This is a genomic window from Caulobacter sp. SRI_014 (assembly GCF_057586315.1).
On sequence record NZ_JBYCZQ010000014.1, the window covers coordinates 14477 to 40634 of the forward strand.

Below are 26158 nucleotides of genomic sequence, written 5' to 3' on the forward strand. Positions count from 1 at the left end.
TCTCTGACCCAAGGACGGGCGAGGGGCCGGCGATCCGACAGGCCAGGGCCGTATTATCGAAGCGGCACACCATTATATCCCGCGCGCCGGCAGTCGAACGATTTGAACTTTCTATCTCTCTGAATTCCTGTGCTTTCCAGGTTGGTCTCGGCGCAGTGAAGGTTGGCGCCCGCGTTGATGGGGCGTTGATACGGCGGCGGGGAATGTTGATGCGTTTGTGAGGCGAGTATCAACAATCAGGCCCGGCGCGACGCACGCGATCAGCAGGGCAAGAATTCCGCCGAAATGAATATGTCTAGACATATTCATCCGCCCGGAGGCGGCGTCAGCCCGCCTGCAGGCTGTCGATCTGCTTTCGGATGTGGGTGGCCTCGGCCAGGGTGCCGGCCAGGCCGATGGCGCGGTCGAAGGCCTCGCGGGCCTCGCGGGGGCGGCCCAGCTGCATCAGCAGCCAGCCGCGCAGGCCGTGGAAGTGAAAGTAGCCGGAGAGGCGGTCGGCCAGCGGCTCGACCATGGCCAGGGCCGGTTCGGGGCCGAGGGATTTGGCGACGGCGACGGCGCGGTTGAGGGTGACGACGGGCGAGGGGTTTAGCCGCTCGAGGCTGGCGTAGAGGGCGTCGATCTGCCGCCAATCGGTGTCAGCAGGCGTGGCGGCGCGGGCGTGCAGGGCGGCGATGGCGGCCTGGATCTGGTAGGCGCCGGGCCGGCGGTGGCGCATGGCCTTGTCGATCAGGGCCAGGCCCTCGGCGATCATCTTGCGGTTCCAGCGGCCGCGGTCCTGGTCATCGAGCAGGATGACCTCGCCGGCCTCGTCGAAGCGGGCGTCGGCGCGCGACTGCTGGAGCAGCATCAGGGCGGTCAGGCCCATGATCTCGGGCTCGGTCTGGAACAGGCGCAGGAGCAGGCGGCCGAGGCGGATGGCCTCGGCTGCCAGCTGGCCCTTGTCGGCGTCGTCGCGGCCGGCCGAATAGCCCTCGTTGAAGATCAGGTAGGTCATGGCGGCGACGGCGGCGAGGCGTTCGCTGCGCTCGACGGCGCCGGGGGTTTCGAAACTGGTCCCGGCGGCGGCGATGCGGGCCTTGGCGCGGGTGATACGCTGTTCCATCGCCGCCTCGCCGACCAGGAAGGCCTTGGCGATCTGGCGGACGGTCAGGCCGCTGACGATGCGCAGGGCCAGCGCGATCTGCTGGGTGGCCGGCAGGGCCGGGTGACAGCAGATGAACATCAGGCGCAGGACGTCGTCGCGGTAGTCGGCCCCGTCGAGGCGCTCGGCAAGGTCGGGCTCGGCGTCCTCGAGGTCGCTGATCTGTTCCTCGTCCGGCAGGGCGGTCAGGCGGCTGACCTTGCGGACCTGGTCGATGCCGGCGTTGCGCCCGACCATGATCAGCCAGGCGGTCGGGTCGCGCGGCGGACCCTTGTCGGGCCAGGTGCGCAGGGCCCGGAGGCAGGCGTCCTGAAAGGCTTCCTCGGCGGTGTCCAGGTCGCGGAAATGGCGCAGCAGGGCGCCGACCGCCTGGGGGCGGGCCGAGGTCAGGGCCGACTGGATCCAGGCCGGATCGGTCATCAGAGGGCGCCGAGGGCCGCGCCGGGGTCGAACAGGGCCAGCGGGCGGATTTCATAGCTGCCGAGACCGGGGTTGGCCTTGGCCAGGTCCCTGGCGACGCCGAGGGCCTCGTCGAGGTCGGCGACGTCGAGGATATAGAAGCCCAGCAGCTGTTCCTTGGTTTCGGCGAAGGGGCCGTCGATCACCAGGGGTTCTTCGCCCTTGCGGAGGGTGGTAGCAGCCGTCGTCGGCAGCAGGCGGGCGACGGGGCCGAGCTTGCCGGCGGCGGTCAACGGGGCCTGGACGGCGCGCAGGTCGGCCATGACCTTGGCCTCGTGGGCGGGCTCCCAGGCGGAGGTCACGTCTTCCTGATTGTAGCAGAAGATGGCGTACAGCATGGCGGGCTCCCGGGTGTCAGGCTAAGGACGGGTGAGGTTTGGGCGAGCCGACAGCCTCCGGGAAAAAATGTCCAGCGGCGCCGTTTGCTCTCCCCCGCTTCAAGGGGGAGTTTGATTTGCCTGCTTTGCCCAGTTTGGGCGCTCTATGTCGGGTCATCGACAACAGCGGCAGACCGGCGTTACCCTACTTGAATTGGGTATAAGTTCCTCGAGGGGCCGCGGGCGGGATCGTGTTCAACGACGAGCGATTTCAGCGGCGTGTCGAGCGGGTGCGGGCCGATGTCCTGCCCGGGCTCGATGTCGCGCCCTATTCGCATGGGCCGTTGGACCAGTACCTGGACCGAATCCGCGATGAGATGGCGGTGGCCCGGCATCAGGCCATCTGGAGCCATCCGGCCTATCGCGAGGTGATCGCCCGGATGATCGACCTGGGGCTGCCGGGCGAGGGGGCGCCCAGTCCGATGAGCGAGACCCTGCGCGATCCTGTGCGGTTCACCATGGCCATCTGGGCCATGGGGCTGCATCTGACGCCGGGTGGGCTGACCTATGCGCGGTTCCACGGCATGACCCAGCTGGTCGGGGCCGGCAGCCGGACGATGACCTACGCCCTGTTCGGCTACCTCAGGTTCCTTCGCTATATCGAGCCGGCGCCGGACGCCGGCGACCGGCGCGAGAAGCGGTTCCAGCCGACGCCCCTGTTGCACAAGGCTTTGCGCGGGCATCTGGCGGCCGGACTGAAGGCGATCCGGGCAATGGACCCGATGGCCGGCGCCATCGGCGACCGCATCGCCAAAGAGGACCGGGTTTATGACGCCGTGGTGCGCAACTGCAGCGACGGCATGCTGGCCGGGGCGTTGGTCGAGCAGACGGAGGGGCCGGGGCTTCTGGCGGTAATCAACCGCCGCCGGTCCGGATCTGCCATGCAGTGGGCGCTGATCAAGGCGGCGCCGGACGACAACGCCTGGCCTTCGGCGCGGCCTTTTCCCGTCAAGGTCGCCGAGCTGGCCCGGTGGTCCGGGGTTTCGCGGCCGCACTTCACCCGGATGCTGCGCCAGGCGGAAGCGGCCGGGCTGCTCAGCCTGGACAGCGGCGGGATGCTGACCCTGGCGCAGCCGCTGCGCGACGAGATGAACGCCCTGGTCGCCTTTAACGTGATCTGCTTTGGCCTGGCCGCCCGCTACACCGAGGAAGCGCTGCAACGCGACCAGGCGGCCTGAATGCCCCGGATGGTGTTCAACGACGCCCGGCTGGCCGGCAAGATCGAGCAGGTGCGGGCCGAGCAGCGGCTGCGGCGCGAGACCGCCGCCCGCAAGGACTCGCCGGTGCATGCGGTGTCGGACGACATCCTGCTGTCGCTGCGCGACCAGCTGAACGAGGCCAATTTCATCCGCGTGCAGAGCCACCCGGCCTATCGCGCGGTGGCCCTGGCCCTGGCCGAGAACGAAATCCCGGTCGGCGACAACCCGACCATGAACCACGTGCTGCGCGAGGTGGTGCGCTATGTGGCGGCGATCTGGTGCCTGGGGCTGGCGGCGGGGCCGGGCGGGCTGACCTTCTCGCGGTTCAACGCCCTCCTGGAAACCCTGCAGGTCGGCAGCCGGACCTTCGCCTGGGCGACCTTCGGCTATCTGCGGTTCATCGGCTACATCGAGCCGGCCCCGGCCTCCGACGACCGCCGCGAGCGACGGTTCCAGCCGACGGCGCGGCTGCGGCAGGGCTTTCGGACCCGGCTCGCGCTGAGCCTTCGCGCCATCGGTCCGATGGACCCGGTGGCCCTGGCCATGGGCGGGCGGCTGGAGACGGACGATGCGGTGTTCGACCAGGTGGCCCTGCAGGTCAGCGACGGGCTGGTCGCCGGCTGGCTGGTCAACTCCGTTACCCGCGAGCAGACCCTGGCGGTGCTGACCAGGCGGCGGTCGGGGATGAGCATGCTGTGGAGCCTGGTGCTGGCCGCGCCGGCCGGCGAGGAGTGGCCGACGCCCGAGCCCTACCGGATCAGTATCGCCGATCTGGCGCGGCGCAGCGGCGTCTCGCGGCCCCACTTCACCCGCATGCTGCGCGACGGAGAGGCGGCCGGCATGCTGGCGCTGGACGGGGCCGGAACCGTCCGCCTGCGCCAGCTGCTGCGCGATCACATCAACACCCTGACGGCGATGAACATCATCAGCTACGCCCTTGCCGCCGACTATGCGCAGACGGCGCTGGAGAGCGCCTCCGCCGCCTGAAGGCGTCAGAGGATCCACCCGCCATTGCTGTCTCCCAGACCGGTGTAGAGGTTGGCGGTGGTCAGGGAATGGTCGCCGGTGAGGGCGATGTTCAGGTCGGCCTTGCCGTCGCCGTCGACGTCGATCGCCACGGTGGTGATGCCCGAGGCGAACTTGATCGTGGCCTGGCCGGCGACCTTGGTGAACTTGGCCGCGAAGACGAGGGCCTGGTCGCCGGCAAGCGTGGTGTTGCCGTCGATGCCCGACAGGTCGATGACGTCGCCGTCCGCGAAGTTGAGGTCGAGAATGGCGTCGCGGTCGGCGATGAGGCCGGCGCCGGTCAGGCGGATGTCGTCGACAGAGAAGGTGAAGGTGTCCGCCCCGGCGCCGCCGGTCAGCTTGTCGGCGTCGAAACCGCCGGTCAGCACATCATCGCCGGCGCCGCCCAGCAGGGTATCGATGCCCTCATTGCCGAACAGGGTGTCGGCGCCGTCCAGGCCGCTGAGGGTATCAATGCCGGCCAGGCCGTAGAGATAGTTGGCGCCGCTGTTGCCGATCACGGTGTTGGCCAGGGCGTTGCCCACGCCCTGGATGTTGGCGGAACCGGTCAGGGTCAGGTTCTCGAAAATGTGGGCCAGGGTGTAGCTGATCGAGGCAAGGATCGTGTCGACCCCGCCGGTGTCGGCCAGGCTGTCGTACAGGCTGTCGACGCCGTAGGTGTCGTTGCCCAGCCCGCCGTCGAGATGATCGTCGCCGGCGCCGCCGTCGAGGCTGTCGTTGCCGTCGCCGCCGGTCAGGGTGTCGGTTCCTGCCCCGCCCGTGAGGGTGTCGATGCCGACGCCGCCGTCGAGCAGGTCATTGCCGTCGCCCCCGTCGAGGATGTCGTTGCCGGCAAAGCCGCTCAGGATGTCGTCGCCGGCCAGGCCCGACAGCCGGTTGTTGCTGAGATTGCCGGTGATGACGTTGCCCACCGCATTGCCGGTCCCATCGACGGCGCCGGTGACGGTGAAGATCAGGTTCTCGATGCCGAAGCCCATGGTCCAGCTGATCTTCGACTGAATGGTGTCGATGCCGCCGCCGCCGATCTCGACCGCGAAGTCGTCGACGTTGTCGATGATGTAGGTGTCATTGCCGAGGCCGCCGAGCATGGCGTCGGCCCCGAGGCCGCCGTCGAGCAGGTCGTCGCCATCGCCGCCGATCAGGATGTCCTCGCCGGCCATGCCCAGGAGGGTGTCGTTCCCTTCGAGGCCGGTCAGGGTGTTGATGTAGGCGTTGCCGGTGATGACGTTGTTCAGGCTGTTGCCCGTGCCGTCCTGGGTGGCCGTCTTGCCAGTCAGGGTCAGGTTTTCGAGGCCGGCGATCAGGGTCCAGGCCAGGGTCGACTGGATGAGATCGATGCCGTCGCCGCCGGTTTCGTCGGCCAGGTCGCCGGCGTTGTCGATGACGTAGGTATCGTTTCCGGTCCCGCCCTGCATCAGGTCGGCGCCGAGGCCGCCGCTCAAGATATCGTCGCCGGCGCCGCCGACGATGATGTCATGGCCGGCCCCGCCGTTGATGTTGTCGTTGCCGTCCATGCCGAACAGCTGGTTGGCGGCGGCGTTGCCAAGGATGGCGTTGTTCAGGCCGTTGCCGACGCCGGTGATGGTCGCCGTGCCCGTCTGGGTCAGGTTCTCGATGAAGTCGCCGAGGGTGTAGGTGAAGGACGCCTTGACCGTGTCGACGCCTTCGCCGTCCAGTTCGACCACGGCGTCGAGGGCGTCGACGATGTAGGTGTCGGCGCCCAGGCCGCCGAACATTGTGTCGGGGCCGGCCTTGCCGTCGAGGGTGTCGTTGCCGGCGTAGCCGAAGATGGCGTCGTCGTGGGCGCCGCCGTTGAGCGTGTCCTCGCCGGGCGTGCCGTAGACGTATTCCGGATCCGGCATGACGGTGAGGACGAGGTTGATCCCCTGCGACAGGCTGCGGAAGTAGGTCTGGCCCGGCGTCATCAGCCGGAAGTACTGAAGGTAGTCGGTCGTATAGAGCTCCCAGACGCCGTTGGCGTTGAGGTCGGTCAGGACGGCCTGGTTGAGAGGGTTGTTGGCCGAGGTCGACGAGGCGAAGACCCTGGGCGTGACGTCGAACCGGCCGCCGCCGAGGTTGTCGTAGACGGCCAGCTGCTCGCCCGCGGCGCCGGTGGCGACGAGCATGTCGATGTCGCCGTCGCTATCGACGTCGCCCAGCCAGGGGCGGGCAGAGGGGGCGACGGTCAGACCGTCGAAGTCCTGGCGCTGGGCGAACAGCGGCGCGGTGGCGGTTCCGATGTTTTCGAAGCGGCTGAGCCGGCCGTTGCTGGCCACCACCATGTCGAGGTCGCCGTCGCCGTCGAGGTCGCCGAAGGACGGCGAGGTGATCATCGGCTGACCGCCGGCGTTGAAATCAAGGCCGTCGAAGGGGTTGTCGATGCCCTGACGCTGGACCAGGCCAGCCAGCGCGCCCGGCCCGCCGGTGTTTTCGAAGTAGGCGATGGTTCCGCCGACGCCGCCGGAAATGACATCCAGATCGCCGTCCCCGTCCAGGTCCACGACGGACGTCATGGCGCTTCGGCCGCTGATGGAGTCACTGGGGAAGCCGTCGAGAGACCCCAGGGGCAGGGCCACGGCCTGCGGGACGAAGACGGGAGCCTGCGCCGTGCCGGTGTTCTTGAGCACGCCCAGGCTGGTCCAGTCGCGGGTGAAGACGATGTCGAGGTCGCCGTCGTTGTCGTAGTCCACGAAGTTCGCGGACTCGTAGTAGGGCGCGCTGTACGTCGACATGACGTTGGAGACGGCGCCGGAATTGACCCGCGCCCAGTCCTGAACCTCGTAAGGACCGGCGTTCAGCGACAGGGTCAGGAGACGAAGCTGAACCGGGTCGTTGCTGTCGGTGGTGAAGCCGATAGCCCCGAGCAGGGCCTGGACCGCCGCGGGCGTGGCGTTGTCGTTGAACGCGACGGCGGCGCTGCGCGCATTGTAGCCGACGGCCGTTTGGAAGGTTCCGATCGCGACGCCTTCGTAGGTGACGGTCCCGTCGGCGTAGCCGATCTGTCCGGGTCCCGTGCCCTGGTTGATGACCGAGAAGGCTTCGCCGGCGGCGTAGTGGTCCATGCCCAGCGCCAGCGAGGCGTTGACGTAGCTGACCAGGCTGTTGATCGTGACGCCGAAGTCGAGGGCGACGACGCCGGCGTTGGCGGCGTTCTCTGCGACCAGGATTTGGGCGTAGGAAACCCCGCTGAGCAGCTGAGAACTGGTCGAATGGACCGGGGCCGTCGTCTGGAAGTCGATCGTCAGGGCCTGGGGCGCGCCGCCGCCACCCTGGGCGAAGGAGAGCTGCAGGCTATGGGCGCCTGGGGCGGCCAGTTGGCTGTTCCGGGTCCAGCCGAGCTGGTGGATGACGGTTTCGACGAGGGCCTGGTCGGCCGCCGCGTTGAAGGTGACGGTGAAGTCGCCGCCCATCCCGCCGCTGGCCTGGCCGATGAGGACGCCGTTCACCCGGACGGCGCCGTCGGCGTCGAGGCTGGCGGCGCCGGCGCCGAGGGCGTTGATCAGGCTGACGCGTTCGTCGGCGGCGAGGCCGCTGACGGTCAGGACCGCGCCGTTGAAGACCGGTGCCGCGCCGCCGTCGGGATCGCTCAGAGTGACGTCGCCGGCAAAGGCATTGAGGGGACCGCTGCGGAACGTCAGCGCATCGCCGCCGGAACGCGGGGCGAAGGGCTCGTCGAAGGCGGTGACGTTGACGGTGACGCTGACCGGGGCGGGGGGGCTGTAGTCGGCGGCCGCCGAGGCCGTTTCGAGGACCTGGAGGGTCAGGGTGCGGCTGGCGGACGGGCTGTCGCTGACGTTGGCGTAGGCCAGGCGTTCGAGGATGGCTTCAAGATTGGCGAGCCGGACAGCGGAGGAGGCGCCGACGACGGCGATGTTGAAATCGCCGCCGGCGCCGCCGGTCGCCGATCCGATCACCTGACCATCGAGGGTGACCTGGCCGGTCGTGCTGTTCCAGGCCAGGTGGGCGTCGCCGAGCAGTGAGACACGGTCTTCGGCCAGCAGTCCGCTGACCGTCAGGCCGGTGATCGGCCGGCGCTCCGGCGAGGCCAGGCTGACGTCGATGTCGAGCCGCTGCGGCGCGCCGTTGACCAGCTGTTCGCCGAAGGTGTGGGTGGCGGTCACGTCGGTCAGGGTGGTCGGGTCGAATTGCGGGGCGATGGTGACCTGATGGAAGACATCGAAGCCGCCGCCGGCCTGAATTTCGAAGCGCAGGTTGAAGCTGTCGATGGGGGTGTCGCTGGCGTCCTGGATCACCAGGTTGGCGAGGATGGCCTCGACCTGGGCGACGGTGGCGCCGTTCAGGTGGATGATGATCGGGCCGGTCGCGCCGTTCGGGCTGGCGAACAGGAGGTTGGCGCCGGCATAGGTGACGCTGACGTTGCGCAGGTCCGGGACGGCGGCGTCTTCGCCCTGGGCCCGGAGGCTGAGGACGATCTCGTCGGGGATGTTGCTGATGATGATGTGGACGCCGGCGCTCTCATCGACGTCGGTGAAGCTGATCTGCGGCAGCAGCAGCTGGCCGCCGGACTGGAGGGCGTTTTCCTGCAGGGTGACGCTGCCGATGCCGGTGAGGACGGCGGCGTCGTCCTCCGGGCTGATGTAGAGGTCGAGGGTGCTTTGCGTGCTCGCGCCAGTGGCGTCCGAGAGCTCGACGGTGACGGCGCGGTGGGGCGTCGGGGTATCGTCGTCATTGCGGTAGAGGATGGCCTGGACAAGGCGGTTCAACAGCGCGGGCGTGGCGTCGCCGGTGAGGGCGAAGCTGATCGCGCCGGCGCTGCTGGTCCAGCTCGAGGCGACCTGGACGCCATCGATCCGGATGTCCGTGTCCAGGAGGATGCCCGCGGCGGCGCTGTCGACGCTGAACAGGTCGTTGGCGTCGGGGCTCTGCAGGCTGAGATGACCGCCGGCGAAGCCGCTGCCCTCAGGGGCGGAGACGGTGACCGAGGCATCGAGCTGGACCCAGGCGCCGTTGACGGAGCTTTCGCCGAAGCCGGCGGGACCGAAATCGAGGACGGCGGGCGCCTCGTAGTAGGGCGTGACGTTGATGGTAATCGACTGGGGCGGGATGAAGCCGGTGACGGCGTCCAGGTACTGGAGGGTAAAGGTGCGGCTGGCGGCGGGGGTGTCGCTGGTGTTGCCGTAGACGAGGTTCTCGATGATGGCCTCGATCGCCGGCCCGGTGACGTCGATGGTGAAGGTGATGGTCAGGGTCTGGGCCAGGCCGCCGGCGACCTGGCCGATCAGAACGCCGTTGTAGCTGACCGCCCCGGTGTTGGGGTCGACGTCGAGGGCGCCGTTGCTCCAGACCTCCACCCGGTCGTCGGGTCCGATGCCGGTGATCTGCAGGCTGCTGCCCGAGCCCAGCTGGACTTCGGGCATGGAGAAGGTGACGTCGGTGTCGAGCCGCCACGGGACCATGTTCACCATCTGCTCGTCGAAGGTGATCTCGCTGGTCAAGCCGGATAACGTGGGAGCGTCGTAGAAGGGCGTGACCTCGACGACGATGGACGGAACCTGGCCGCCGGCGTTCAAGGCGTGGTGGCCATAGAGGTTGACCAGGTCGATGCTCAGGGTGCGGCTGGCGACCGGGGTGTCGTTGCTGGTGGCGTAGGCCAGGGCCTCGATGACGGCCTCGACGGCGGCGGCCGTGGCGTCCGCGTTGAAGGTGACGACCAGGCTGGTTCCGACGGTGACGACGGCCTGGGCGACCAGGACGCCGTCGACGGTGACCGCGCCCGACGGCTCGTCGAAGCTCAGGGATGCGCCGTTGAGCAGGGTGACGCGGTCGAGGGCGACCAGGCCGCTGACGGTCAGCACGGCGCCGTCCAGGGATTCCCCCTTGGCGTCGAAGCTGACGTCGGTGGTCAGGGGCCGCAGTCCGGCGTTGACGAAGAGTTCCGAGAAGCTGGCGGTCTCCGGGACGCCGTTGAGGTCGGTCTGCTCGCCGTTGGGCGTGACGCTGAACTTCCAGCCGGCCTGGATGAAGTTGCCCGAAGGGCCGAAGAGCAATTCGAAGGTCCGCGAGTCTTCGGACGGGTCGTCGTCGCTGTTCTTGAAAATGAGCTGGCGGAGGACGGCCTGGATCACGGCCGGCTCCTGGTCCCCGTAGAAGCTGAGGCCGAAATAGCCACCGATGGTCTGGAATCCGCCGACGGCCACGCCGTTGTAGAGGACCTGCTGGTTGTCGACGGCGACGCCGTCGGCCTCGCGGAAGAAGAAGCTGTCCCCGGCAATCAGGTTGCCGATCTGGAAGCTGAACAGGGAGATCGGCCCATCGGAGAAGACGACGACGTCCTGGAATCCGGCGACGCCGCTGTGGTTGAGGTCGTTCTCGCTGAAGCTGCCGATGAAGCTGAAATTGCTGTAGGCGATCGCGTCGGGGGACTGCTCGACATTGACGACGATCTCGACCGGGCCGGTCTCGCCGTTGCGGTGCAGGACTTCACCGGCGGCGTTCAGCAGCGACAGGGTCAGGGTGCGGACGGCTTGCGGTGAGTTGTCGTCGGTGCGCATGGCCAGGTGTTCGAGGACGAACTCGACCTCGGCGGCCGTGACGCCGGCGGCGAAGGTGACGGTCAGGGCCTGGCCGTTCTCGCCGCCCGTGGTGGTGGCGATGACCTCGTGGTCCATGGTGACGGCGCCGGTGGCCGGATCCCACGCGCCTGACGGATCGTCGAAGTGGAGGCCGAGCACGTCCTCCGCGGCGGCGCCGGACACGGTGAGGACCGAGCCGGAGAAGCCTTCGCTGGTGTCGCGCAGGGTGACGGACGTATCCAGCCAGTTGAAGCCGAGGTTGAGGTATTGCTCCTCGAAGGTGACGCTGGCCGCGAGGTCGGCAAGGTCGGCGCTGTAGGTCGTGCCGCCGGCGACGTTGACGACGATCCGGTTGTGGTCGGAATGGCCGTCCGGGTCGGTGAGGGTGAGCGTCAGGGTGCGTCGGGCGTCGGGCGTCGCCGTGTTGACGAAGGTCAGGGCCTCGATGATGGCCTCGACATCCTCTCCCGTCGCGTCGGCGAAATAGATGATGAAGTTGGCCGGGTCGCTGCCCAGCTGGGCGATGACCTGCCCGTTCCGGTGGATGTAGAGGGTCCCCTTGTCCTCGATCAGCTGGAAGTCGCCGTCGGGAGCCAGCGCCACCATATCGCCGTCGCCGAGGCCGGTGACGGTCAGTTGGCCGCCGATCCAGTTGGCCGGGCCGATCACGGTGACGGCCGCGTCGAGGCGGATCGGCGTGGCGGCCTCGGCCAGGGTCAGGTCCAGGGTCGCGGCGAGGTCCTGCAGGTCGCCCGGCTGGAAGACGGTGATCTCGACGCTGACCGGCTGGCCGCCCTGTTGCAGGCTGTGGCCGCCCTGGTCGGTCAGGCTGACGGACAGGGTCCGGCTGCCGATCCCGGCGCCGGGGCTGGCGAAGGTCAGGGCGTTGATCAGGGCCTGGACGGCGAGGGTGGTGGCGTCGCCGTTCAGGGTGACAGTGAAATCGGCGCCCTGGCCGCCGGCGGCGATGCCGATTTCGACGCCGTCGAAGCTGACGACGCCGGCGGTGATGGTCAGGTCCTGGCTTGGGGTCAGGCTGATCCGGTCGGTGGCTTCCAGGCCGCTGACGGTGAGCGCCGAGCCGTCGAAGTCGCCCTCGGCGTCTTCGAGACCGGACCCGCCGGCCAGGGCCAGCGGTTCGCCCGCATCACCGACTGCGACGCGGTAGCCAGAGCCGAAGCCGCTGAGGCTGACCTGCTCGGGATTGTCGATGATGTTCAGATTGACCGTGAACTGGGCGAGCAGGTTGTAGCCGCTGTCGAGGAACTGGAGAGACAGCTGCGAGGCGACCGGCGAATTACTCTGGTTGGCGTAGGTCAGGTTTGAGATCACCGCATCGATGGCGATGCTCGGCGCGCCCTGGAAGGAGATGGTCAACTGCGACGAGTCCGGCTGGTAGTAGCCAACCGGGAAGCCGCTGAAGTAGATTTCGCCCATCGGGCCGATCCCGAGCTCGCCCGGCCCCATGCCCTGGTCGCGGAGGCCGATCTGGTCGTCGCTGTTCTGCCAGCTGATGATCAGGATGCTGTCGGTCAGGTCGTTTTCGCTGTCGGTCACGACGACCTGCGGGAACAGCACCACCGGCGCGACGCTGACGTCATCCTCATTCAGGGACGCGGTGACCGGCAGGTTGCTGATGGAGATGTCGCCCGGCTGGTCCTGGACATAGATGTCGATGGTGTTGCTGACCGGCGGCGGGGCGTAGATGGCGCTGAGGCCGTTGGCGTCATCGACCAGGACGTCGAGGGCGCCATCGCCGTTGAGGTCGATGGCCACGGTCACGCCCGGGCCGCTGAGGGTGAAGCCGGCGAACGGGTTGGGGCCGTAGAGGCCGCTGAAGTTAAAGCCGCCCATACCATCGCCGACACCGAGCGAGATGGCGCCGCCGTTGAGGGCGATGACCATGTCCAGCACGCTGTCGCCGTTGAAATCGCCCAGCGTCGGCCGGCCGGTGGCGACCAGGCCGACGGCGGCGCCCCAGACGAGCTGAAGGCCCATGCCGTAGGCGTTGTAGTTCATGTAGCTGAGGATCTCGCCGGCGCCGGTCACCGCGACGATGTCGTCGAAGCCGTCCTTGTTGAAGTCGGCCAGGGTCAGGGAGCCGCCGGCCCCAAGGGCGAGCTGGCTGGTCAGGCTGGCCGAGACGCCCGCATCCTCGGCGTAGGTGTCGTTGCCGGCCGGGCCCGGCGCGTTGGTGTTGCTGAACACCCGGATGTCGCCGTTGGCCTCGACCGCGATGATGTCGCGCAGGCCGTCGAGGTTGGCGTCGCCGAACGACAGGCTGGCCCCGGCGCCGAGGGGCGTGGACATGGTGATGAAGTCGAGGGCGACGGCCGAAAAGCCGGTCGGCGAGCCATGGTAGAGGACGAGGTCGCCGTCCTCGGTGACGAAGACGAGGTCTGTGCCGTTGGTGTCGACATCAAGGGCCAGGGCGGATCCGGCCTGCCGCGTCTCGCCGCCCTCGGTCAGGGGAACCGCGCCGGCCAGGAAGTCGGTCACGCTGCCGGTCATTTGGCCGGCGCCGTCGGTGACGTCGATGGTCAGGGTGCGGCTGGCGACCGGGTGGGGGCTGTTGTTGGCGAAGGTCAGGTGCTCGATCACCGCCTCGACCGCCGCCAGGGTGGCGGCGCCGTTGAAGGCGATGGTGAAGTCGGTCCCCAGGGACCCGCCCGAGGCGATGCCGATCAGCAGGCCGCCGAAGGTGACCTCGCCGGTGGCGGCGTTGTAGCCGACCTGACCGGCCCCGGTTCCCGCGTTGAACAGCGAGATGACGTCCTGGAAGGTCAGGCCGCTGACCCGCAGCGATCCATTGGCCATGTCGCCTTCGGCGTCGGTCAAGGTGACGTCGCCGTCGATGATCTGGGGCGTCGCGCTGACGTCGTTCTCTTGCAGAACGACGGCGTCGAGGTCGGTCAGGGTCGGAGCGGTCATCGGTCGAAATCCAGGCGAACGGAGTTTTGCGACCGTGCGTTGCCATGCCCTCAAATCGGGGGGGAGTGCACAAACCGTGATGCATTTTGGCGCGAGCCGGTTCGCCTGACGGGCGACGACTACCTCAGGTAGCGAGGATTAAACCTCCGTCATGACGAGATTGTAATATGGTAATGAGACAACTGTCTCAATATATAGCGACGTATCGAGTTTGCGATTCCAACCAAACCTCCCCCGAGAGACGCCAGGGACCTCATAGATGACCGCTACCCAAACACCCAGCCGCCACGACCTGTACGGCCCGATCCACAAGGGTCTGCGCCTCGGCTCCTCGCGCCTGTTGATGGCGCTGGGCCAGATCGAAACCCGCGACCGCCGCGCCGTTGTCAGCCTGGTCGGCGAAATCCGCATCCACCTGCAGCTGGCGGAAGAGCACCTGCAGCACGAGGACGCCGAGTACAACGAACCGCTGCGCAGCCGCGCGCCGGAGCTGGCGGCGCAACTCGACGACGATCACCATCACCACTACGAGACATTCCGCGAGCTCGAAGGCCTGGTCGATGCCCTGGAAGCCGCCGACGACGAGGCCCGCGCCGCCGCCGGCCGCGCCCTCTTCCTGCGCTTTTCGACCTACTTCGGCGACGACCTGGCCCACATGGCCCGGGAAGAGCAGGAGGCGCTGCCCGCCTTCCACGCCCACTTCACCGATCAGGAGCTGATGGACATGGAAAGCCGCATCATCCAGTCGATCGCGCCGGAACGGCTGACCCAGTACTATTTGATCATGCTGCCCGGCATGAACCCGGCCGAGCGGGCGACCTTCCTGCGCTACATCCGCGCCAACGCCCCGCCCGAGGCCTATACCCACATTCTCGACGACGTCGCCCGCACGGCCCTGCCGCCCGAGCAGTTTCGGGTTCTGAACGAGGAGCTGGCCTATGTCGCTTGACTGGACCCGCCCGGCGCCCCTGACCCCCGCGGAGATGGACGCCCGCATGGACGAGCACTTCGCCTTCGAGGCGGCAGACAATGTCCAGGGTGTCCTGGCCACCCTGACCGCCGATGTCGAGCATGACATCGTCGGCTGGCCCACCGGCCCGACGCAGGGCCGCGATGGCGCGGCGCCCTTCTATGAGGCCCTGTTCGCCGACCTCGCCGACGGGCAGGTGCAGACGCTGCGGCGGCTCTACGGCGAGGCCTTCATGGTCGATGAGTCCCTGTGGCGCGGCCGCGCGCCCGGGCGGCCGTTCGGGCTGGAGGGCCGGGACCGACCGCTCGAATTCCGCCTGCTGCATGTGGTGGAATTCGCCGACTCGGGGGCAATCAGGCGGGAGAACGTCTGGGTCGACCTCGCGTCGATCATCCAGCAGCTGCCGCAGGACTGAGGATTGCCACGCGCCCCCGCCAAGCCCGACCGCAGCAACCAGCGCCGGCGGACCCGCAAGGATCTGCTGGAGGCGGCCGGGCGGCTGATGCAGCGGGGGACCAAGCCCAGCCTGGAGGAGATCGCCGAGGAGGCGATGGTCAGTCGGGCGACGGCCTATCGATACTTCACCAACCTCGAGGACCTGCTGGTCGAGGCGGCGGTGGATACGAACATCCCGTCTGTGGCGCAGATCTTCCCCGACGGCCCGCCCGAAGATGCGCTGACGCGTCTGGGCCGTATCGACGCGGCCCTCGACTCCATGATGGCCGGCAACGAGGGACCGTTGCGCTTCATGCTGGCGGCGGCGCTGGAGAAGGGGCGAGGGCGCAGCCGCAACGACCCGCCGGTCCGCCAGAACCGCCGCACGCCGCTGATCGAGGCGGCGCTGGAGCCCTGGCGGGATGAGTTCGATCCGGCGGCCTTTGATCGGCTGGTCACGGCCCTGGCCCTGGTGGTCGGCTCCGAGGGCATGATCGTCTTCAAGGACGTCGTGCCGCTTTCGCAGGCCGAAGCGACGGCGACCAAGGCCTGGGTGATGGCGGCGCTGATCGAGGCGGCGAAGAAGGGGCTCTAGACGGCCACCTTCGGCTGACAGAGGCGTTGTGGCGTGCAGTATGGCCTTTGCAGGCCTCAGGGATTTCCAATGAGCGACACCCCCAACTGGCGAAGCCGACTGCCGGGCGCGCGGCTGCCCGCCCCGGGTCTGACCAAGGCGCAAATCGTCGGGTTCGAGGGCGTGCGCCTGAGCGTTGAGGAGGCCGAGGACAGCCTGCTGGCCGCCGCCGACCGGCTGGCGCCGCTGCGGGCGCCCTGGGCGCGGGAGGCGTTCAACATCCTGGCCATCTCGGGCGGGGCGGCGGGCGGCGCCTATGGGGCCGGCATCCTGGTCGGCCTGACCCGGGCCGGGCGGCGGCCGGACTTCGCCATTGTCACCGGGGTCAGTACGGGCGCGCTGATCGCCCCCTTCGCCTTCCTGGGGCCCGGTTGGGACGACCGGCTGATGGACGCCTACGTCGGCGGCCATGCGGCGGACCTGCTGTCGCTCGGCAAACTGGGGCCGGGGACGGGGGCCATCTTCCGATCGGAGACGCTGGACCGTCTGGTGGCGCGCTATGTTGATGCCGAAATGCTGGGCTCGATCGCCGCCGAGCATGCCAAGGGACGGCGGCTGCTGGTCGCCACCACCGATCTGGACCGGCAGCGGACGGTGATCTGGGACATGGGCGAGATCGCCAGCAAGGGCGGGGATGAGGCGCTCAGCCTGTTCCGCACGGTGCTGGTCGCCTCGGGCAGTCTGCCGGGCATCTTCCCGCCCAAGCGCATCGTCTGCCAGGCCGGCGGGGTGCTGTACGAGGAGATGCATGTCGACGGCGGGGTGACGACGCCGCTGTTCCTGATGCCCGAGGCGTTGCTGCGCTGGCGCAAGCTGGGCCAACGGCTGGCGAGGAGCCAGGTCTACGCGATCGTCAACACCGTGCTCGACCAGGCGCCGCGCACGACCCAGAACAACATGCCGGCCATCCTGATCCGCAGCTTCGACACCATGCTGCGCTTCAGCTACCGCCACGCCATCGAGGTGACGGCGGCGTTCTGCGCCCGGCACCGGCTGCCGTTCAGCATCGCTTCGATCCCGGACCCGGGCGAGGCCTTCAGCATGATGAGCTTCGACACCGCCACCATGCGCCGCAACTTCGACGCCGCCGTCGAGCGGGCGATGGGCGACAACCTCTGGGTGACGCCGGTGGCGGAGCCCAGTATTGCGGCGGGGCTGCTGCAGGCGCTGAAGACCAGGCCGGACCGGGCCGGAGCGGTGCCGCGCAATGAGCCGATCGAGGATGCGGGGACCGAGTAATGCGTGGATCGTTGTGGATGGGCCTGCTGGCCTGGACGGCGCTGGCCGTTCCGGCTCTCGCGGCGTCGCCGGCCCGTGTCGAGAAGCTGGAACGCGGCGGCTATCTGGAGGTCGGCAGCGACAAGCGCGTGGGCGACCAGGTGTCATTCAACTACATCTCCCTGGCCGACTACGATGTCCAACGAGGGGATAGATGGACCCTGGACATGGCCTGGAGGCGGAACCGGATCACCCTGTCCTGTGACTGGCGCATGATCATCGCCCAAGATTTTGTCGATGCGTCGCAGAAGGGCGTTCTCTGGCCGGTCGCTGATCTTCGCAGCTATGGCGGCGGCACGTTCGTGCCGTACGACGGCGATATGGGCAATGTGTTCCAGCGCTTCTGCGGAATGACTGACGGCTGGAGCGACCCGGTCGCCTTCGACAAGGTGATGGCGGAGAAGCGGGCGATGTTGCCGAAGGCCGTCGATGCCCCGGCCAGTCCGAAGCCCTCGCTCAAAGCGGTGCTCCGCGCAGTGAAGAACCGGACCCCGCTGCCTGACCAGCACTTCTGGGATTTCGGCCCGGCCGCCTGGCGGCGGATGGACGCCCACCCCAAAGACCCGGCTATCGTCTTCGTCAACGCCGCGCGGATCGCGATCCTGCAGGACACCCGCAGCGCCTGGGTGTTCATGGTCCCGCCGCCGAAGGACCCCGAGGACGCCGAGGTGACGCGCGACGCGGCCATGCGGCAGTACCAGATCGACTGCGCGACCGGCGAGGTCGAGCTGATCGGTCAGACGGTGTGGTGGGCCGCCGGCGGAAACTACCCGGAGAGCGACCGCTTGGGCTCCACCGGCCCGGCGCTCGACGGGTCGCTGACCGGGCGGCTGAAGGAAACGGTGTGCACGATGAAGCTGGGCGCCGAGGCTCTTCCCAGCATGGACGCGGCCTACAAGAGCGTTGTAGGCCGGTCGCGCTGGTTCTGGTGACTAGTGGGCCTCGGCCTTCTTCTTCGGGAGGAAGTGCAGCACCGCGACGATGATCCCGCCGACGACAAGACCGACCACGGCCGAGAGGCCGGCGAAGGTGAACCAGCCGAGCAGCGGGCCGACCCCGGGAACGGCGCCGGCGGCGTGGGCCGCGCCCTCGACCCAGACCGGCACCGGGCTGAAGTGATAGTGCTCCAGCCCGTGCACCATGATGCCGCCGCCGACCCACAGCATGGCGGCAGTGCCGACCACCGACAGCCCCGTCAGCAGGGGCGGCATGGCGCGGACCAGGCCTTCGCCCAGGGCGGCGGTCGGCCGGCGAGGGCTCTTGGCCAGGTGCAGGCCGATGTCGTCCATCTTCACGATCAGGGCGACGACGCCGTAGACGATGACGGTGATGCCGATGCCGACGGCCAGCAGGGCCATGGCGCGCACCATTAGCGGCTGGTCGGCGACTTCTCCGAGCGCGATGGCCATGATCTCGGCCGACAGGATCAGGTCGGTGCGGATGGCGCCGGCGACCTTCTGCTTTTCGAGGTCGGCCGAACTGAGCGCCAGGTCCTCGGGACCGTCCACCTCGTGATCGCCATGGAAGAAGTACTCGAAAATCTTCTCGCTGGCCTCGAAGCAGAGGTAGGCGCCGCCGATCATCAGCAACGGCTGAATGGCCCATTGGGCGAAGACGCTGAGCAGCAGGGCGCCGGGCAGCAGGAAGACCAGCTTGTTGATGAAGCTGCCCTTGGCGATCTTGGCGACGATCGGCAGCTCGCGGTCGGGGGTGAAGCCGACGGCGTAGCCGGGGGTCACGGCGGTGTCGTCGATGACCACGCCCGCGGCCTTGGCGCCCGCCTTGCCCGCGGCGGCGGAGACGTCGTCCAGCGAACTGGCGGCGATCTTGGCGATGCCGGCGATGTCGTCGAGAAGGGCGGCGAGTCCGGAAGCCATCGGTGTCCATCCGTTGCGGGGTTGGACGTTCGGTAGAGGCTAAGCGGGATTCCGTAAAGGCGGCAGGCGCCGGGCGCGGACCTTGCCGTCGTTGTGGAACTCGCCGGCCAGGCCGAGACGGGCGTTGCAGGCCGGGCAGCGAATTTCCTGATCGGCCGGTTCCTCACCGGTGATCACAACCACGCCGCCACAGGGCTTGCACTTCCAGCGGTCGCCAGCCGACGGCGCGTCGGCCACCGGCTCCGCAGCCTTGGGGGCCGGCGGCGAAATCTTCAACTTCAGGATGGGGCGGCGGGGTGCGTCGGTCATGGGAGCGGCAATCGTTGGGCTGCGGACCATAGGCCGGAGAACGCGCGACGCAACCGTTCAAACGGGCGGGGCCGTCGGTCCGGGGTCGACGGCCTTCGGGAACGATCTAGTTCGGCCTCAGGCGCAAGCGAGAGGTCCGGTGCTGACATCCTTTGGACAGAGCTACCGGGCGGCGGTCTTCGGGGGCACGGGCGGCATCGGATCGGCCCTGGTTGCGGCGCTGGCGGCTGATCCGCGCTGCCAGTCGGTGTGGAGCGGCGCGCGCCGGCCCGGGCCGTCCTCGGGCAAGGTCCGGGGGTTTGAGTTCGATCTGGAGGACCATGCCAGCATCGTGGCGGCGTCACAGGCGATGCTGCTGGACGGTCACGCACCGGACCTCGTCATCGTCGCCACGGGTCTTCTGCATGACGGGACGTTGGCGCCGGAGAAGACCATCGCCGCCCTCAACGCCGAGGCCATGGCCAGGGCGTTCGCCATCAACTGCATCGGACCGTCGCTGATCGCCGGCGCCCTGGCGACGCGCCTTCCGCGCGACAGGAAGTCGGTGTTTGCCGTGCTGTCGGCCCGTGTTTCGTCGATCAGCGACAACCGGCTGGGCGGCTGGCACAGCTATCGGGCCTCCAAGGCGGCCCTCAACATGATCGTCCGCAACCTCGCCCTCGAGCTGGGGCCTCGTCGGCCGCTCGCGGTGTGCCTCGGCCTGCATCCGGGAACCGTCGACACCGCGCTGTCCACGCCCTTTCAGCGGGGCGTGCCGTCCAGCAAGCTGTTCACGCCGGCGTTCGCCGCCGAGCGCCTGCTCAGCGTCATCGATAGCGCCTCGCCGGCCGACAGCGGCAAGCTGCTCGCCTGGGACGGCGCCGAGATCGGCTACTAGGCGACCCCGACCTGTCGGCAACGGTCGGAGCAGAATTTCACCGCCTCCCAGTCGCGGGCCCATTTGCGCCGCCAGGTGAAGGGGCGGCCGCAGGCGACACAGGGTTTCGAGGGCAGGTCCGCTTTCCGCGGCGCCTGGCCGTTCGCGTTGCGCCGACCGCCCTTGGCCATCGCCTTCCTGCCCGCTGCTGTGGCGTTCGCCGCCTTCACCGACTATCTAGCGCGCCGTGAGCCAAAGACCGCCCCATACCTTCTCCGTCGCGCCGATGATGGACTGGACCGACCGTCACTGCCGGGCGCTGCACCGGACGCTGACGGGGCGGGCGCTGCTCTATACCGAGATGGTCACGACCGGGGCGGTGCTGCACGGCGACCGTGAGCGGCTGCTGGGCTATGACCCGGTCGAGCATCCGGTGGCCTTGCAGCTGGGCGGGTCGGACCCGAATGATCTGGCGGCCAGCGCCAAGATCGGGGCCGAGCTGGGCTACGACGAGATCAACCTGAACGTCGGCTGTCCCTCCGACCGGGTGCAGTCGGGGCGGTTCGGGGCCTGCCTGATGCGCGAGCCCGAGCTGGTGGCTGACTGCATGGCGGCGATGATCGCGGCGGTCGATGTGCCGGTGACGGTGAAGTGCCGCATCGGCGTCGATGACCAGGAGCCGGAGGAGAGCCTGTTCCGGCTGGTCGACCTGTCTGCGGCGGCGGGGGTGAAGACCTTCGTGGTCCATGCCCGCAAAGCCTGGCTGAAGGGGCTGTCGCCGAAGGAGAACCGGGACATCCCGCCGCTCGACTATCCGCTGGTCTATCGGCTGAAGCGCGAGCGGCCTGAGCTGACCATCGTCATCAATGGCGGGGTGGCGTCGCTCGACGAGACGAAAGCGCACCTGGAGCATGTCGATGGGGTCATGATGGGGCGCAGCGCCTATCACGAGGCCGGGCTGCTGGGCGAGGTCGACCGGCGGCTGTTCGGCGAGGGCGGCGAGGATGTCTCGCCGTTCGAGGCGGTGGCGCGGTATCGGCCCTATCTCGAAGCGCGGCTGGCGGAGGGCGTGCACCTGCCGGCCATGGCGCGGCACATGCTGGGTCTGTTCCACGGTCGGCCCGGCGCGCGGACCTGGCGACGGATCCTGACCGTCGAGGGGGTCAAGGCGGGGGCCGGGATCGAGGTCGTCGACCAGGCTCTGGACGCGGTGAGCGGCGCGCGGGCGGCGGCGTAGGGGGTTTCCCCGGGTTGCGGCGGCTGGAAGCGCCGCCTACTTCACCGCCATGGCCGATAGACCAGAAGACCATCCGCGCGGACCCGGACCGCGACTTGGCCCCGGCGTCGCGGTCGGCATCGACGAGGCGATGATCCGGACCCTCGTCCACGCTTTCTACGCCCGGGTCCGGCAGGAGCCGGTCCTGGGGCCGGTGTTCGAGCGGGCCATCGGCGAGAGCTGGGACGCGCACCTGGCCAAGCTGTGTGATTTCTGGTCTTCGATCATGCTGGCGACCGGCCGGTTCCAGGGCCGCCCCATGCAGGCCCACAACCGGCTGCCCGATATCAGGCCTGAGCATTTCCCCCGCTGGCTGGGGCTGTTCGAGAGAACCGCATTGGAGGTCTGCCCGCCAGCGGCGGCCGCGATGTTCATCGAGCGCGCACGGATGATCGGCCGCAGTTTCGAGATGGGTCTGGCGGTGAGCCGGGGTGAGCTGCCGCCGGTGCGGCTGCAGAATTAGACGCCGATCTGACCGGATCACGGCGGGCGGCTGACCCGCAAGCGACGGCGTTCGCCGAATAATACTATTTCAAGTTGTATGACTCGGAAATCGATCATAACGTTTCCTCAATTCCAGGGAGGCCGCATGACCGACACCACGCCGCTGGTTTTCATTCACGACGCCGCCATCGACGATTTCGTCGCGACGCTGCTGATCCAGTCGATGAGCCAATACGAGCTCAAGGCGGTGATCATCGCCGCCGCCGACTGCGTGCCGCAGCCGGGGCTGGATGTGGCCTCGCAGGTCAACCAGTTCATGGGCAAGCCCGATCTGCCGCTGGGGCTGAGCAGCGCCCGGGGCTGGAACGCCTTTCCCTGGCCCTACCGCAGCGACTGCATCAGCCTGGCCGGGATCGACATCCTGAAGCCGTACAAGTCGACGGTTTCGGAACTGAACCCGCCGTCCGGTGACGACATCCTGGCCGAGGTCCTTCGGCAGGGGGCGGCGAGCGGCAATCTGGTCACCGTGCTGCTAACCACCGGCTTTACGCCACTGACGACGGTGCTGGAGAAGGACCCGCTACTGGCCAAAGGGATCGGCAAGGTCGTCTGGATGGGCGGCGCCTGGGCCGTGCCGGGCAACCTCGATCCGACGACCATCCCGCCGCAGATCGCCAACAAGCACGCCGAATGGAACGTCTTCTGGGACCCCTTCGCGGCTGACGACGCCCTGGCGACCCTGCCGTCCATCGCCGTCTTCCCGCTGGATATCACCGACACGGCCAAGATCACGGAAGCCTTCATGACCACCCTGCAGACGCAGGGGGCGACCGATACCTTCTCGGCGTTCGCTTATCAGGCCTACAGCCTGGTCTCGGATGAGCCGTTCTACGACATGTGGAACGTGACCTCGACGGTCTTCCTGGACGCGCCGCAGCTCTATTCGGCGCCGACCGGCAGCCCGCTTGGCGTCGTGCGATGGGGCTTCGAGCAGGGGTGGATGCAGGCGGCGACGGCCAAGGGACGGCCGGTCCACGACCTCTATCTCAGCTTCGCCGATCAACCCGGCTTCTACGACTACGTCACCAACGGCCTGGCCCGTTCGGCCTGATCCTCGGGGAGGGGATTTCACATGACCTTCAAACTGACAAAGGCAGCGGCCATCGGCGCCGCGCTCAGCATGGCGGTGCTGGCCGTCATGAGCTGCAGCAAGGGGCCCGAAAAGCCCAAGGCCGGTTCGGCCGCGGATCTGGCCTTCCGAAACTCGGTCGATACGCCGCCAGAAGGCTCGACGGGCAATTTCAAGCTCAGCGTCAACTATCCCAAGGAGGCCGGGGAATGCCCTGAGTGCTCTTGGCTGAAGCTGGATGTCGACTTCATCCCCGAGTTCCCGGCCAAGCCCAATCCCAACGCCTGGACCGAGGGAAAATGGGCCGAGTACATCGACCTGATCCTCAAGTACGTGAAGCAGGATCAGGACCCGAACCTGGCCGACAACGTCGGTTGGAAGACCGAGGTCGGCGGCAAGACCCGCTGGTTCAACGTGCCCTGGATGGCCTACGACCCGACCGTCGGGCGTGAATACCGCCACGGGACGACCAACGAGCGCACCGCCCACCTGCAGGACCTGGTTGGGCCGGACGGCAAGGAGATCCCGGACGATGAGGTCTCCATCGGGGGCGCGCACTTCTTCCCGAACATGACCGCCGACTGCAAGAAACTGTACCCCAACGGGTTCGAGACCTGGTCGGTCGGCTACTACAACCCGCAGGGCGGCTATGCCCTCGGCAAGTCGATCCCGAAGGACGGCGTGCCCAAGACGGGCAAGTTCATGGGCGCCGACATGCCCGCCGGCCTGCCGTTCCCGGACGGCACGGCGGTGATGAAGGTGCTGACGACGACCGCGCCGGTCGACTGCGTGCCCTTCCTGAAGAATTCGCCGGTGTGGACGGTCAACCGCCACGTCCTCGACCCGGTCAGCAAGGAGTACATGTGCGAGCGCAAGGTGCAGGAAACCCGCATCGTGCAGATCGACGTCGCCGTGGTCGATCGCCGCTCGCCGACCGGCTGGGTCTACGGCACCTACGCCTACAACGGCGACAAGGAGGGCGCGACCTTCTGGGACCGTCTGGTGCCCTTGGGCGTGCAGTGGGGAGCCGATCCCTGGACCTTCCCGGCGGTGCCGAAAGGCGACAGCCAGCCGTTGCAGCAGTCGGTCGCCAATCCGAACATGGGCATGTACCAGCACATGGGCTGCGAGGGCCGTCTGGCCGGTCCGGTCGACAATCCGCAGTCGTCCTGCATGAGCTGCCACGGCAGCGCCTATGCGGCCAAGGACGGGGTCCAGTCGGTGATGGGGACGAACGTTCCGCCGTCGTTCGGCTTCTCGGGGCTGTGCACGGCCTACTCGCTGGACAACGCCGGCTACTTCCAGAACCAGCCCGCGCCCCAGTCGTTCGGCGGCGGCAAGTATCCGAATGCCATGTCGCTGGACACCTCGCTGCAGATGGAAGTGGCCTACCAGAGCTACGGCCAGTTCAAGACGGTCGGCAAACCCGCCGCCTGCGTGAACCCCAAGCCGTAGACGGGAGGATTCCATGACAGGCATTTCCCGCAGACAGCTGTTCGAGGGCGCGACCGGCGTCGCCCTCGCCACAGCCGCGGCTTCCGCGGCGACGACCGCCGCGGGGGCCGAGAGGCCCGAGCAAGAGCCCCGGGGCGACCGTCAGGACATCACCCTGACCTGCGCCTATCTGGACCAGCCCAACTTCGCTGGACCCAAGGGGGACTATGGCGATCCAAAGCTGGAGGGCACGGGCGGCGTCCGCGCCCGGCTGCGGGCCTACAACGGCCAGGTGCCGGGGCCACTGATCACCACCAGGCCGGGGCAGCTGTTGAACATCAAGGTGGTCAACGACATGCCGCCCTATGATTCAAAGGGCTGGAACGGCAATCACAACGTGCCGCACGCCATCAACTCGACCAACCTGCATACTCACGGGCTGGATGTGCGGCCGCACCTGTTCGAGCCACTGGGCACCTCCAACCCGCTGGCCGAGATGATCTCGATCCATCCCGGCGAGTCCAAGGAATACCCGTTCCAGATCCCTGACGACCAGCCGCCGGGCCTCTACTGGTACCACCCGCACCACCACGGCTCGACCGCGGTGCAGGCGGTCAGCGGCATGGCCGGCCCCCTGATCGTCAAGGGCGACATCGACGAGGTGCACGAAATCAAGGCGGCGCGCGATATCCTGCTGGCCCTGCAGGACATCGGCCTGTTCGTCAGCAACGACTCCAAGGCCACCGATCCGTCGCCGCTCTACTGCTACGACCCCAGGCAGAACGCGATCTGGCAGACCTTCGGCGGCAACGTCACCATCTACGACCCCAAGACCGGCCAGCCGGGCAAGACCGATCTGACCTGCGGGTTCACGACCGGGGACTATCCGCTCCGCTACTACCTGCTGAACGGCAAGGCCTTCTTCAAGGAAACCCACAACCAGGCCAACCCGACCAGCCCGACCCCGGCCCAGATGCCGGTCCAGCGCTACCAGATCGCCCAGGGCGAGGTGGTGCGGTTCCGGATGCTGAACGCCTGCTCGGACAACCTGATGCCCATCGTGGTGCAGGGGCACGAGATGCACCTGATCGCGCTGGACGGGGTGAACTTCAGCGAGGTCCGGACGATCCCGGTCTATGACAAGATGACCGGCGACGGGCAGGTGCTGCTGGCGCCGGCCAACCGGGCCGAGTTCCTGATCCAGGGCATCAACAAGCCCGGCGTCTACAAGATCATGCAGCTGGCCCAGGGGCAGCAGTTCCTGCACAGCGCCCAGAAGACGATCTGTGAGATCGAGATCACCAAGAAGACGAAGAAGATGGGGCTTCCCACGAAGCTGCCCAGGCAGGAGCGCAACTACCCGCTGATCAAGCCCGAGGAAATCAAGACCATCCGCACCATCCAGTTCGGCGGGACCTTCCCCGGCGTGCTGAACCCGGTGGTCGGCATCGATTTCCTGATCAACAACATGCAGTACGAGGAACGGGCCGTCCCGGTAATCGTCGAGCGCGATACCTGCGAGGAATGGCATCTGGTCGTCGAGGGGCCGCACCACGGCGGGACCGAGGGGCACCCGTTCCATATCCACGTGGACTCATTCGAGGTGATCTCGATCAACGGGGTGGCGCAGCCGCCGGGCACCTTCATGGACACCATCTGGGTGGCGGCGAAGACGACGGTGGTGATCCGGATGAAGTTCGTCGAATGGGTCGGGAAGAGCGTCTTCCACTGTCACATCCTGCCCCATGAAGACACGGGCATGATGCAGAACTTCCTGATCGTGGATCCGGCGACGGCCCACAAGCAGGATCACCACTAGGGGATCACGACATCTTCCCGCCTGCGCC

General features: G+C 67.9%; 19 protein-coding genes. 13 read left to right on the plus strand and 6 right to left on the minus strand.

What is annotated here, in order from left to right; translation table 11 throughout:
* Positions 1-325 precede the first annotated feature (325 nt).
* Together AC2YG9_RS21120 and AC2YG9_RS21125 are read right to left on the minus strand one after the other, a co-directional pair.
* Entirely contained in the window at positions 326-1564 is a 1239-nt protein-coding gene (locus AC2YG9_RS21120) for an RNA polymerase sigma factor (protein ID WP_487299972.1), read from the minus strand.
* Positions 1564-1941: a YciI family protein gene (locus AC2YG9_RS21125; protein WP_487299973.1), complete on the minus strand. Its 378-nt coding sequence runs from the start codon at positions 1939-1941 to the stop codon at positions 1564-1566. The genes AC2YG9_RS21120 and AC2YG9_RS21125 overlap by 1 nt, the downstream gene beginning before the upstream one ends.
* A gap of 230 nt (positions 1942-2171) precedes the next feature.
* Between AC2YG9_RS21125 and AC2YG9_RS21130 the strand changes: the two genes are divergently transcribed.
* Both AC2YG9_RS21130 and AC2YG9_RS21135 read left to right on the plus strand, forming a co-directional pair.
* Positions 2172-3158: a hypothetical protein gene (locus tag AC2YG9_RS21130; RefSeq protein ID WP_487299974.1), complete on the plus strand. Its 987-nt coding sequence runs from the start codon at positions 2172-2174 to the stop codon at positions 3156-3158.
* On the plus strand, positions 3159-4166 hold the full coding sequence (locus AC2YG9_RS21135; protein WP_487299975.1) for a hypothetical protein: 1008 nt from the start codon (positions 3159-3161) through the stop codon (positions 4164-4166). It abuts the gene before it with no gap.
* Between the two features lie 5 nt (positions 4167-4171).
* On the opposite strand, the gene AC2YG9_RS21140 is transcribed toward AC2YG9_RS21135, so the two are convergent.
* Positions 4172-13669, minus strand: a complete 9498-nt coding sequence (locus AC2YG9_RS21140) for an FG-GAP-like repeat-containing protein (protein WP_487299976.1) — start codon at positions 13667-13669, stop codon at positions 4172-4174.
* Between the two features lie 259 nt (positions 13670-13928).
* On the opposite strand from AC2YG9_RS21140, the gene AC2YG9_RS21145 reads away from it, so the two are divergent.
* The 5 genes from AC2YG9_RS21145 to AC2YG9_RS21165 all read left to right on the plus strand — a co-directional run bounded on the left by AC2YG9_RS21145 (position 13929) and on the right by AC2YG9_RS21165 (position 17918).
* Positions 13929-14618 carry a hemerythrin domain-containing protein gene (locus AC2YG9_RS21145; protein ID WP_487299977.1) on the plus strand — a complete coding sequence of 230 codons (690 nt, stop codon included), beginning with the start codon at positions 13929-13931 and terminating at the stop codon, positions 14616-14618.
* Complete coding sequence (locus AC2YG9_RS21150) at positions 14608-15054, plus strand: ester cyclase (RefSeq protein ID WP_487299978.1); 447 nt, start codon at positions 14608-14610, stop codon at positions 15052-15054. Before AC2YG9_RS21145 ends, AC2YG9_RS21150 begins: the two co-directional genes overlap by 11 nt.
* A 3-nt stretch (positions 15055-15057) precedes the next feature.
* A complete protein-coding gene (locus tag AC2YG9_RS21155) occupies positions 15058-15669 on the plus strand; it encodes a TetR/AcrR family transcriptional regulator (RefSeq protein ID WP_487299979.1) in 612 nt (203 codons plus the stop codon).
* 69 nt (positions 15670-15738) lie between these two features.
* Positions 15739-16947, plus strand: coding sequence for a patatin-like phospholipase family protein (locus tag AC2YG9_RS21160; protein ID WP_487299980.1), 1209 nt, complete (start codon positions 15739-15741; stop codon positions 16945-16947).
* Positions 16947-17918 carry a hypothetical protein gene (locus AC2YG9_RS21165; protein ID WP_487299981.1) on the plus strand — a complete coding sequence of 324 codons (972 nt, stop codon included), beginning with the start codon at positions 16947-16949 and terminating at the stop codon, positions 17916-17918. The genes AC2YG9_RS21160 and AC2YG9_RS21165 overlap by 1 nt, the downstream gene beginning before the upstream one ends.
* On the opposite strand, the gene AC2YG9_RS21170 is transcribed toward AC2YG9_RS21165, so the two are convergent.
* Both AC2YG9_RS21170 and AC2YG9_RS21175 read right to left on the minus strand, forming a co-directional pair.
* Entirely contained in the window at positions 17919-18863 is a 945-nt protein-coding gene (locus AC2YG9_RS21170) for a DUF808 domain-containing protein (RefSeq protein ID WP_487299982.1), read from the minus strand. It abuts the gene before it with no gap.
* Positions 18864-18902: 39 nt separating this feature from the next.
* Complete coding sequence (locus AC2YG9_RS21175; protein ID WP_487299983.1) at positions 18903-19172, minus strand: hypothetical protein; 270 nt, start codon at positions 19170-19172, stop codon at positions 18903-18905.
* A 139-nt stretch (positions 19173-19311) separates the two neighbouring features.
* Between AC2YG9_RS21175 and AC2YG9_RS21180 the strand changes: the two genes are divergently transcribed.
* Positions 19312-20049, plus strand: a complete 738-nt coding sequence (locus AC2YG9_RS21180) for an SDR family NAD(P)-dependent oxidoreductase (RefSeq protein WP_487299984.1) — start codon at positions 19312-19314, stop codon at positions 20047-20049.
* Here the strand turns inward: AC2YG9_RS21180 and AC2YG9_RS21185 are convergent.
* On the minus strand, positions 20046-20219 hold the full coding sequence (locus AC2YG9_RS21185) for a DUF2256 domain-containing protein (RefSeq protein ID WP_487299985.1): 174 nt from the start codon (positions 20217-20219) through the stop codon (positions 20046-20048). The two genes, AC2YG9_RS21180 and AC2YG9_RS21185, sit on opposite strands and share 4 nt — an antisense overlap.
* Positions 20220-20275: 56 nt before the next feature.
* On the opposite strand from AC2YG9_RS21185, the gene dusA reads away from it, so the two are divergent.
* From dusA to AC2YG9_RS21210, 5 genes are all read left to right on the plus strand, one after another.
* The gene (dusA, locus tag AC2YG9_RS21190; RefSeq protein WP_487299986.1) at positions 20276-21265 is read left to right on the plus strand and encodes a tRNA dihydrouridine(20/20a) synthase DusA; all 990 of its coding nucleotides are present in this window, start codon (positions 20276-20278) and stop codon (positions 21263-21265) included.
* Positions 21266-21314: 49 nt separating this feature from the next.
* Positions 21315-21767: a group III truncated hemoglobin gene (locus tag AC2YG9_RS21195; protein ID WP_487299987.1), complete on the plus strand. Its 453-nt coding sequence runs from the start codon at positions 21315-21317 to the stop codon at positions 21765-21767.
* A 126-nt stretch (positions 21768-21893) separates the two neighbouring features.
* A complete protein-coding gene (locus tag AC2YG9_RS21200; RefSeq protein WP_487299988.1) occupies positions 21894-22859 on the plus strand; it encodes a nucleoside hydrolase in 966 nt (321 codons plus the stop codon).
* A gap of 21 nt (positions 22860-22880) precedes the next feature.
* Complete coding sequence (locus tag AC2YG9_RS21205; protein WP_487299989.1) at positions 22881-24332, plus strand: hypothetical protein; 1452 nt, start codon at positions 22881-22883, stop codon at positions 24330-24332.
* A gap of 13 nt (positions 24333-24345) precedes the next feature.
* A complete protein-coding gene (locus AC2YG9_RS21210; protein WP_487299990.1) occupies positions 24346-26130 on the plus strand; it encodes a multicopper oxidase family protein in 1785 nt (594 codons plus the stop codon).
* Positions 26131-26158 lie beyond the last annotated feature (28 nt).

Excerpts from the sequence above, each read along its gene's own strand:
- AC2YG9_RS21205 (WP_487299989.1), top strand. The coding sequence starts at position 22,881 with ATGACCTTCAAACTGACAAAGGCAGCGGCCATCGGCGCCGCGCTCAGC.
- AC2YG9_RS21140 (WP_487299976.1), bottom strand. The coding sequence starts at position 13,669 with ATGACCGCTCCGACCCTGACCGACCTCGACGCCGTCGTTCTGCAAGAG.
- AC2YG9_RS21200 (WP_487299988.1), top strand. The coding sequence starts at position 21,894 with ATGACCGACACCACGCCGCTGGTTTTCATTCACGACGCCGCCATCGAC.
- AC2YG9_RS21125 (WP_487299973.1), bottom strand. The coding sequence starts at position 1,941 with ATGCTGTACGCCATCTTCTGCTACAATCAGGAAGACGTGACCTCCGCC.
- AC2YG9_RS21145 (WP_487299977.1), top strand. The coding sequence starts at position 13,929 with ATGACCGCTACCCAAACACCCAGCCGCCACGACCTGTACGGCCCGATC.
- AC2YG9_RS21165 (WP_487299981.1), top strand. The coding sequence starts at position 16,947 with ATGCGTGGATCGTTGTGGATGGGCCTGCTGGCCTGGACGGCGCTGGCC.
- AC2YG9_RS21175 (WP_487299983.1), bottom strand. The coding sequence starts at position 19,172 with ATGACCGACGCACCCCGCCGCCCCATCCTGAAGTTGAAGATTTCGCCG.
- AC2YG9_RS21170 (WP_487299982.1), bottom strand. The coding sequence starts at position 18,863 with ATGGCTTCCGGACTCGCCGCCCTTCTCGACGACATCGCCGGCATCGCC.
- AC2YG9_RS21195 (WP_487299987.1), top strand. The coding sequence starts at position 21,315 with ATGGCCGATAGACCAGAAGACCATCCGCGCGGACCCGGACCGCGACTT.
- AC2YG9_RS21135 (WP_487299975.1), top strand. The coding sequence starts at position 3,159 with ATGCCCCGGATGGTGTTCAACGACGCCCGGCTGGCCGGCAAGATCGAG.
- AC2YG9_RS21150 (WP_487299978.1), top strand. The coding sequence starts at position 14,608 with ATGTCGCTTGACTGGACCCGCCCGGCGCCCCTGACCCCCGCGGAGATG.
- AC2YG9_RS21185 (WP_487299985.1), bottom strand. The coding sequence starts at position 20,219 with ATGGCCAAGGGCGGTCGGCGCAACGCGAACGGCCAGGCGCCGCGGAAA.
- AC2YG9_RS21120 (WP_487299972.1), bottom strand. The coding sequence starts at position 1,564 with ATGACCGATCCGGCCTGGATCCAGTCGGCCCTGACCTCGGCCCGCCCC.
- AC2YG9_RS21160 (WP_487299980.1), top strand. The coding sequence starts at position 15,739 with ATGAGCGACACCCCCAACTGGCGAAGCCGACTGCCGGGCGCGCGGCTG.
- AC2YG9_RS21210 (WP_487299990.1), top strand. The coding sequence starts at position 24,346 with ATGACAGGCATTTCCCGCAGACAGCTGTTCGAGGGCGCGACCGGCGTC.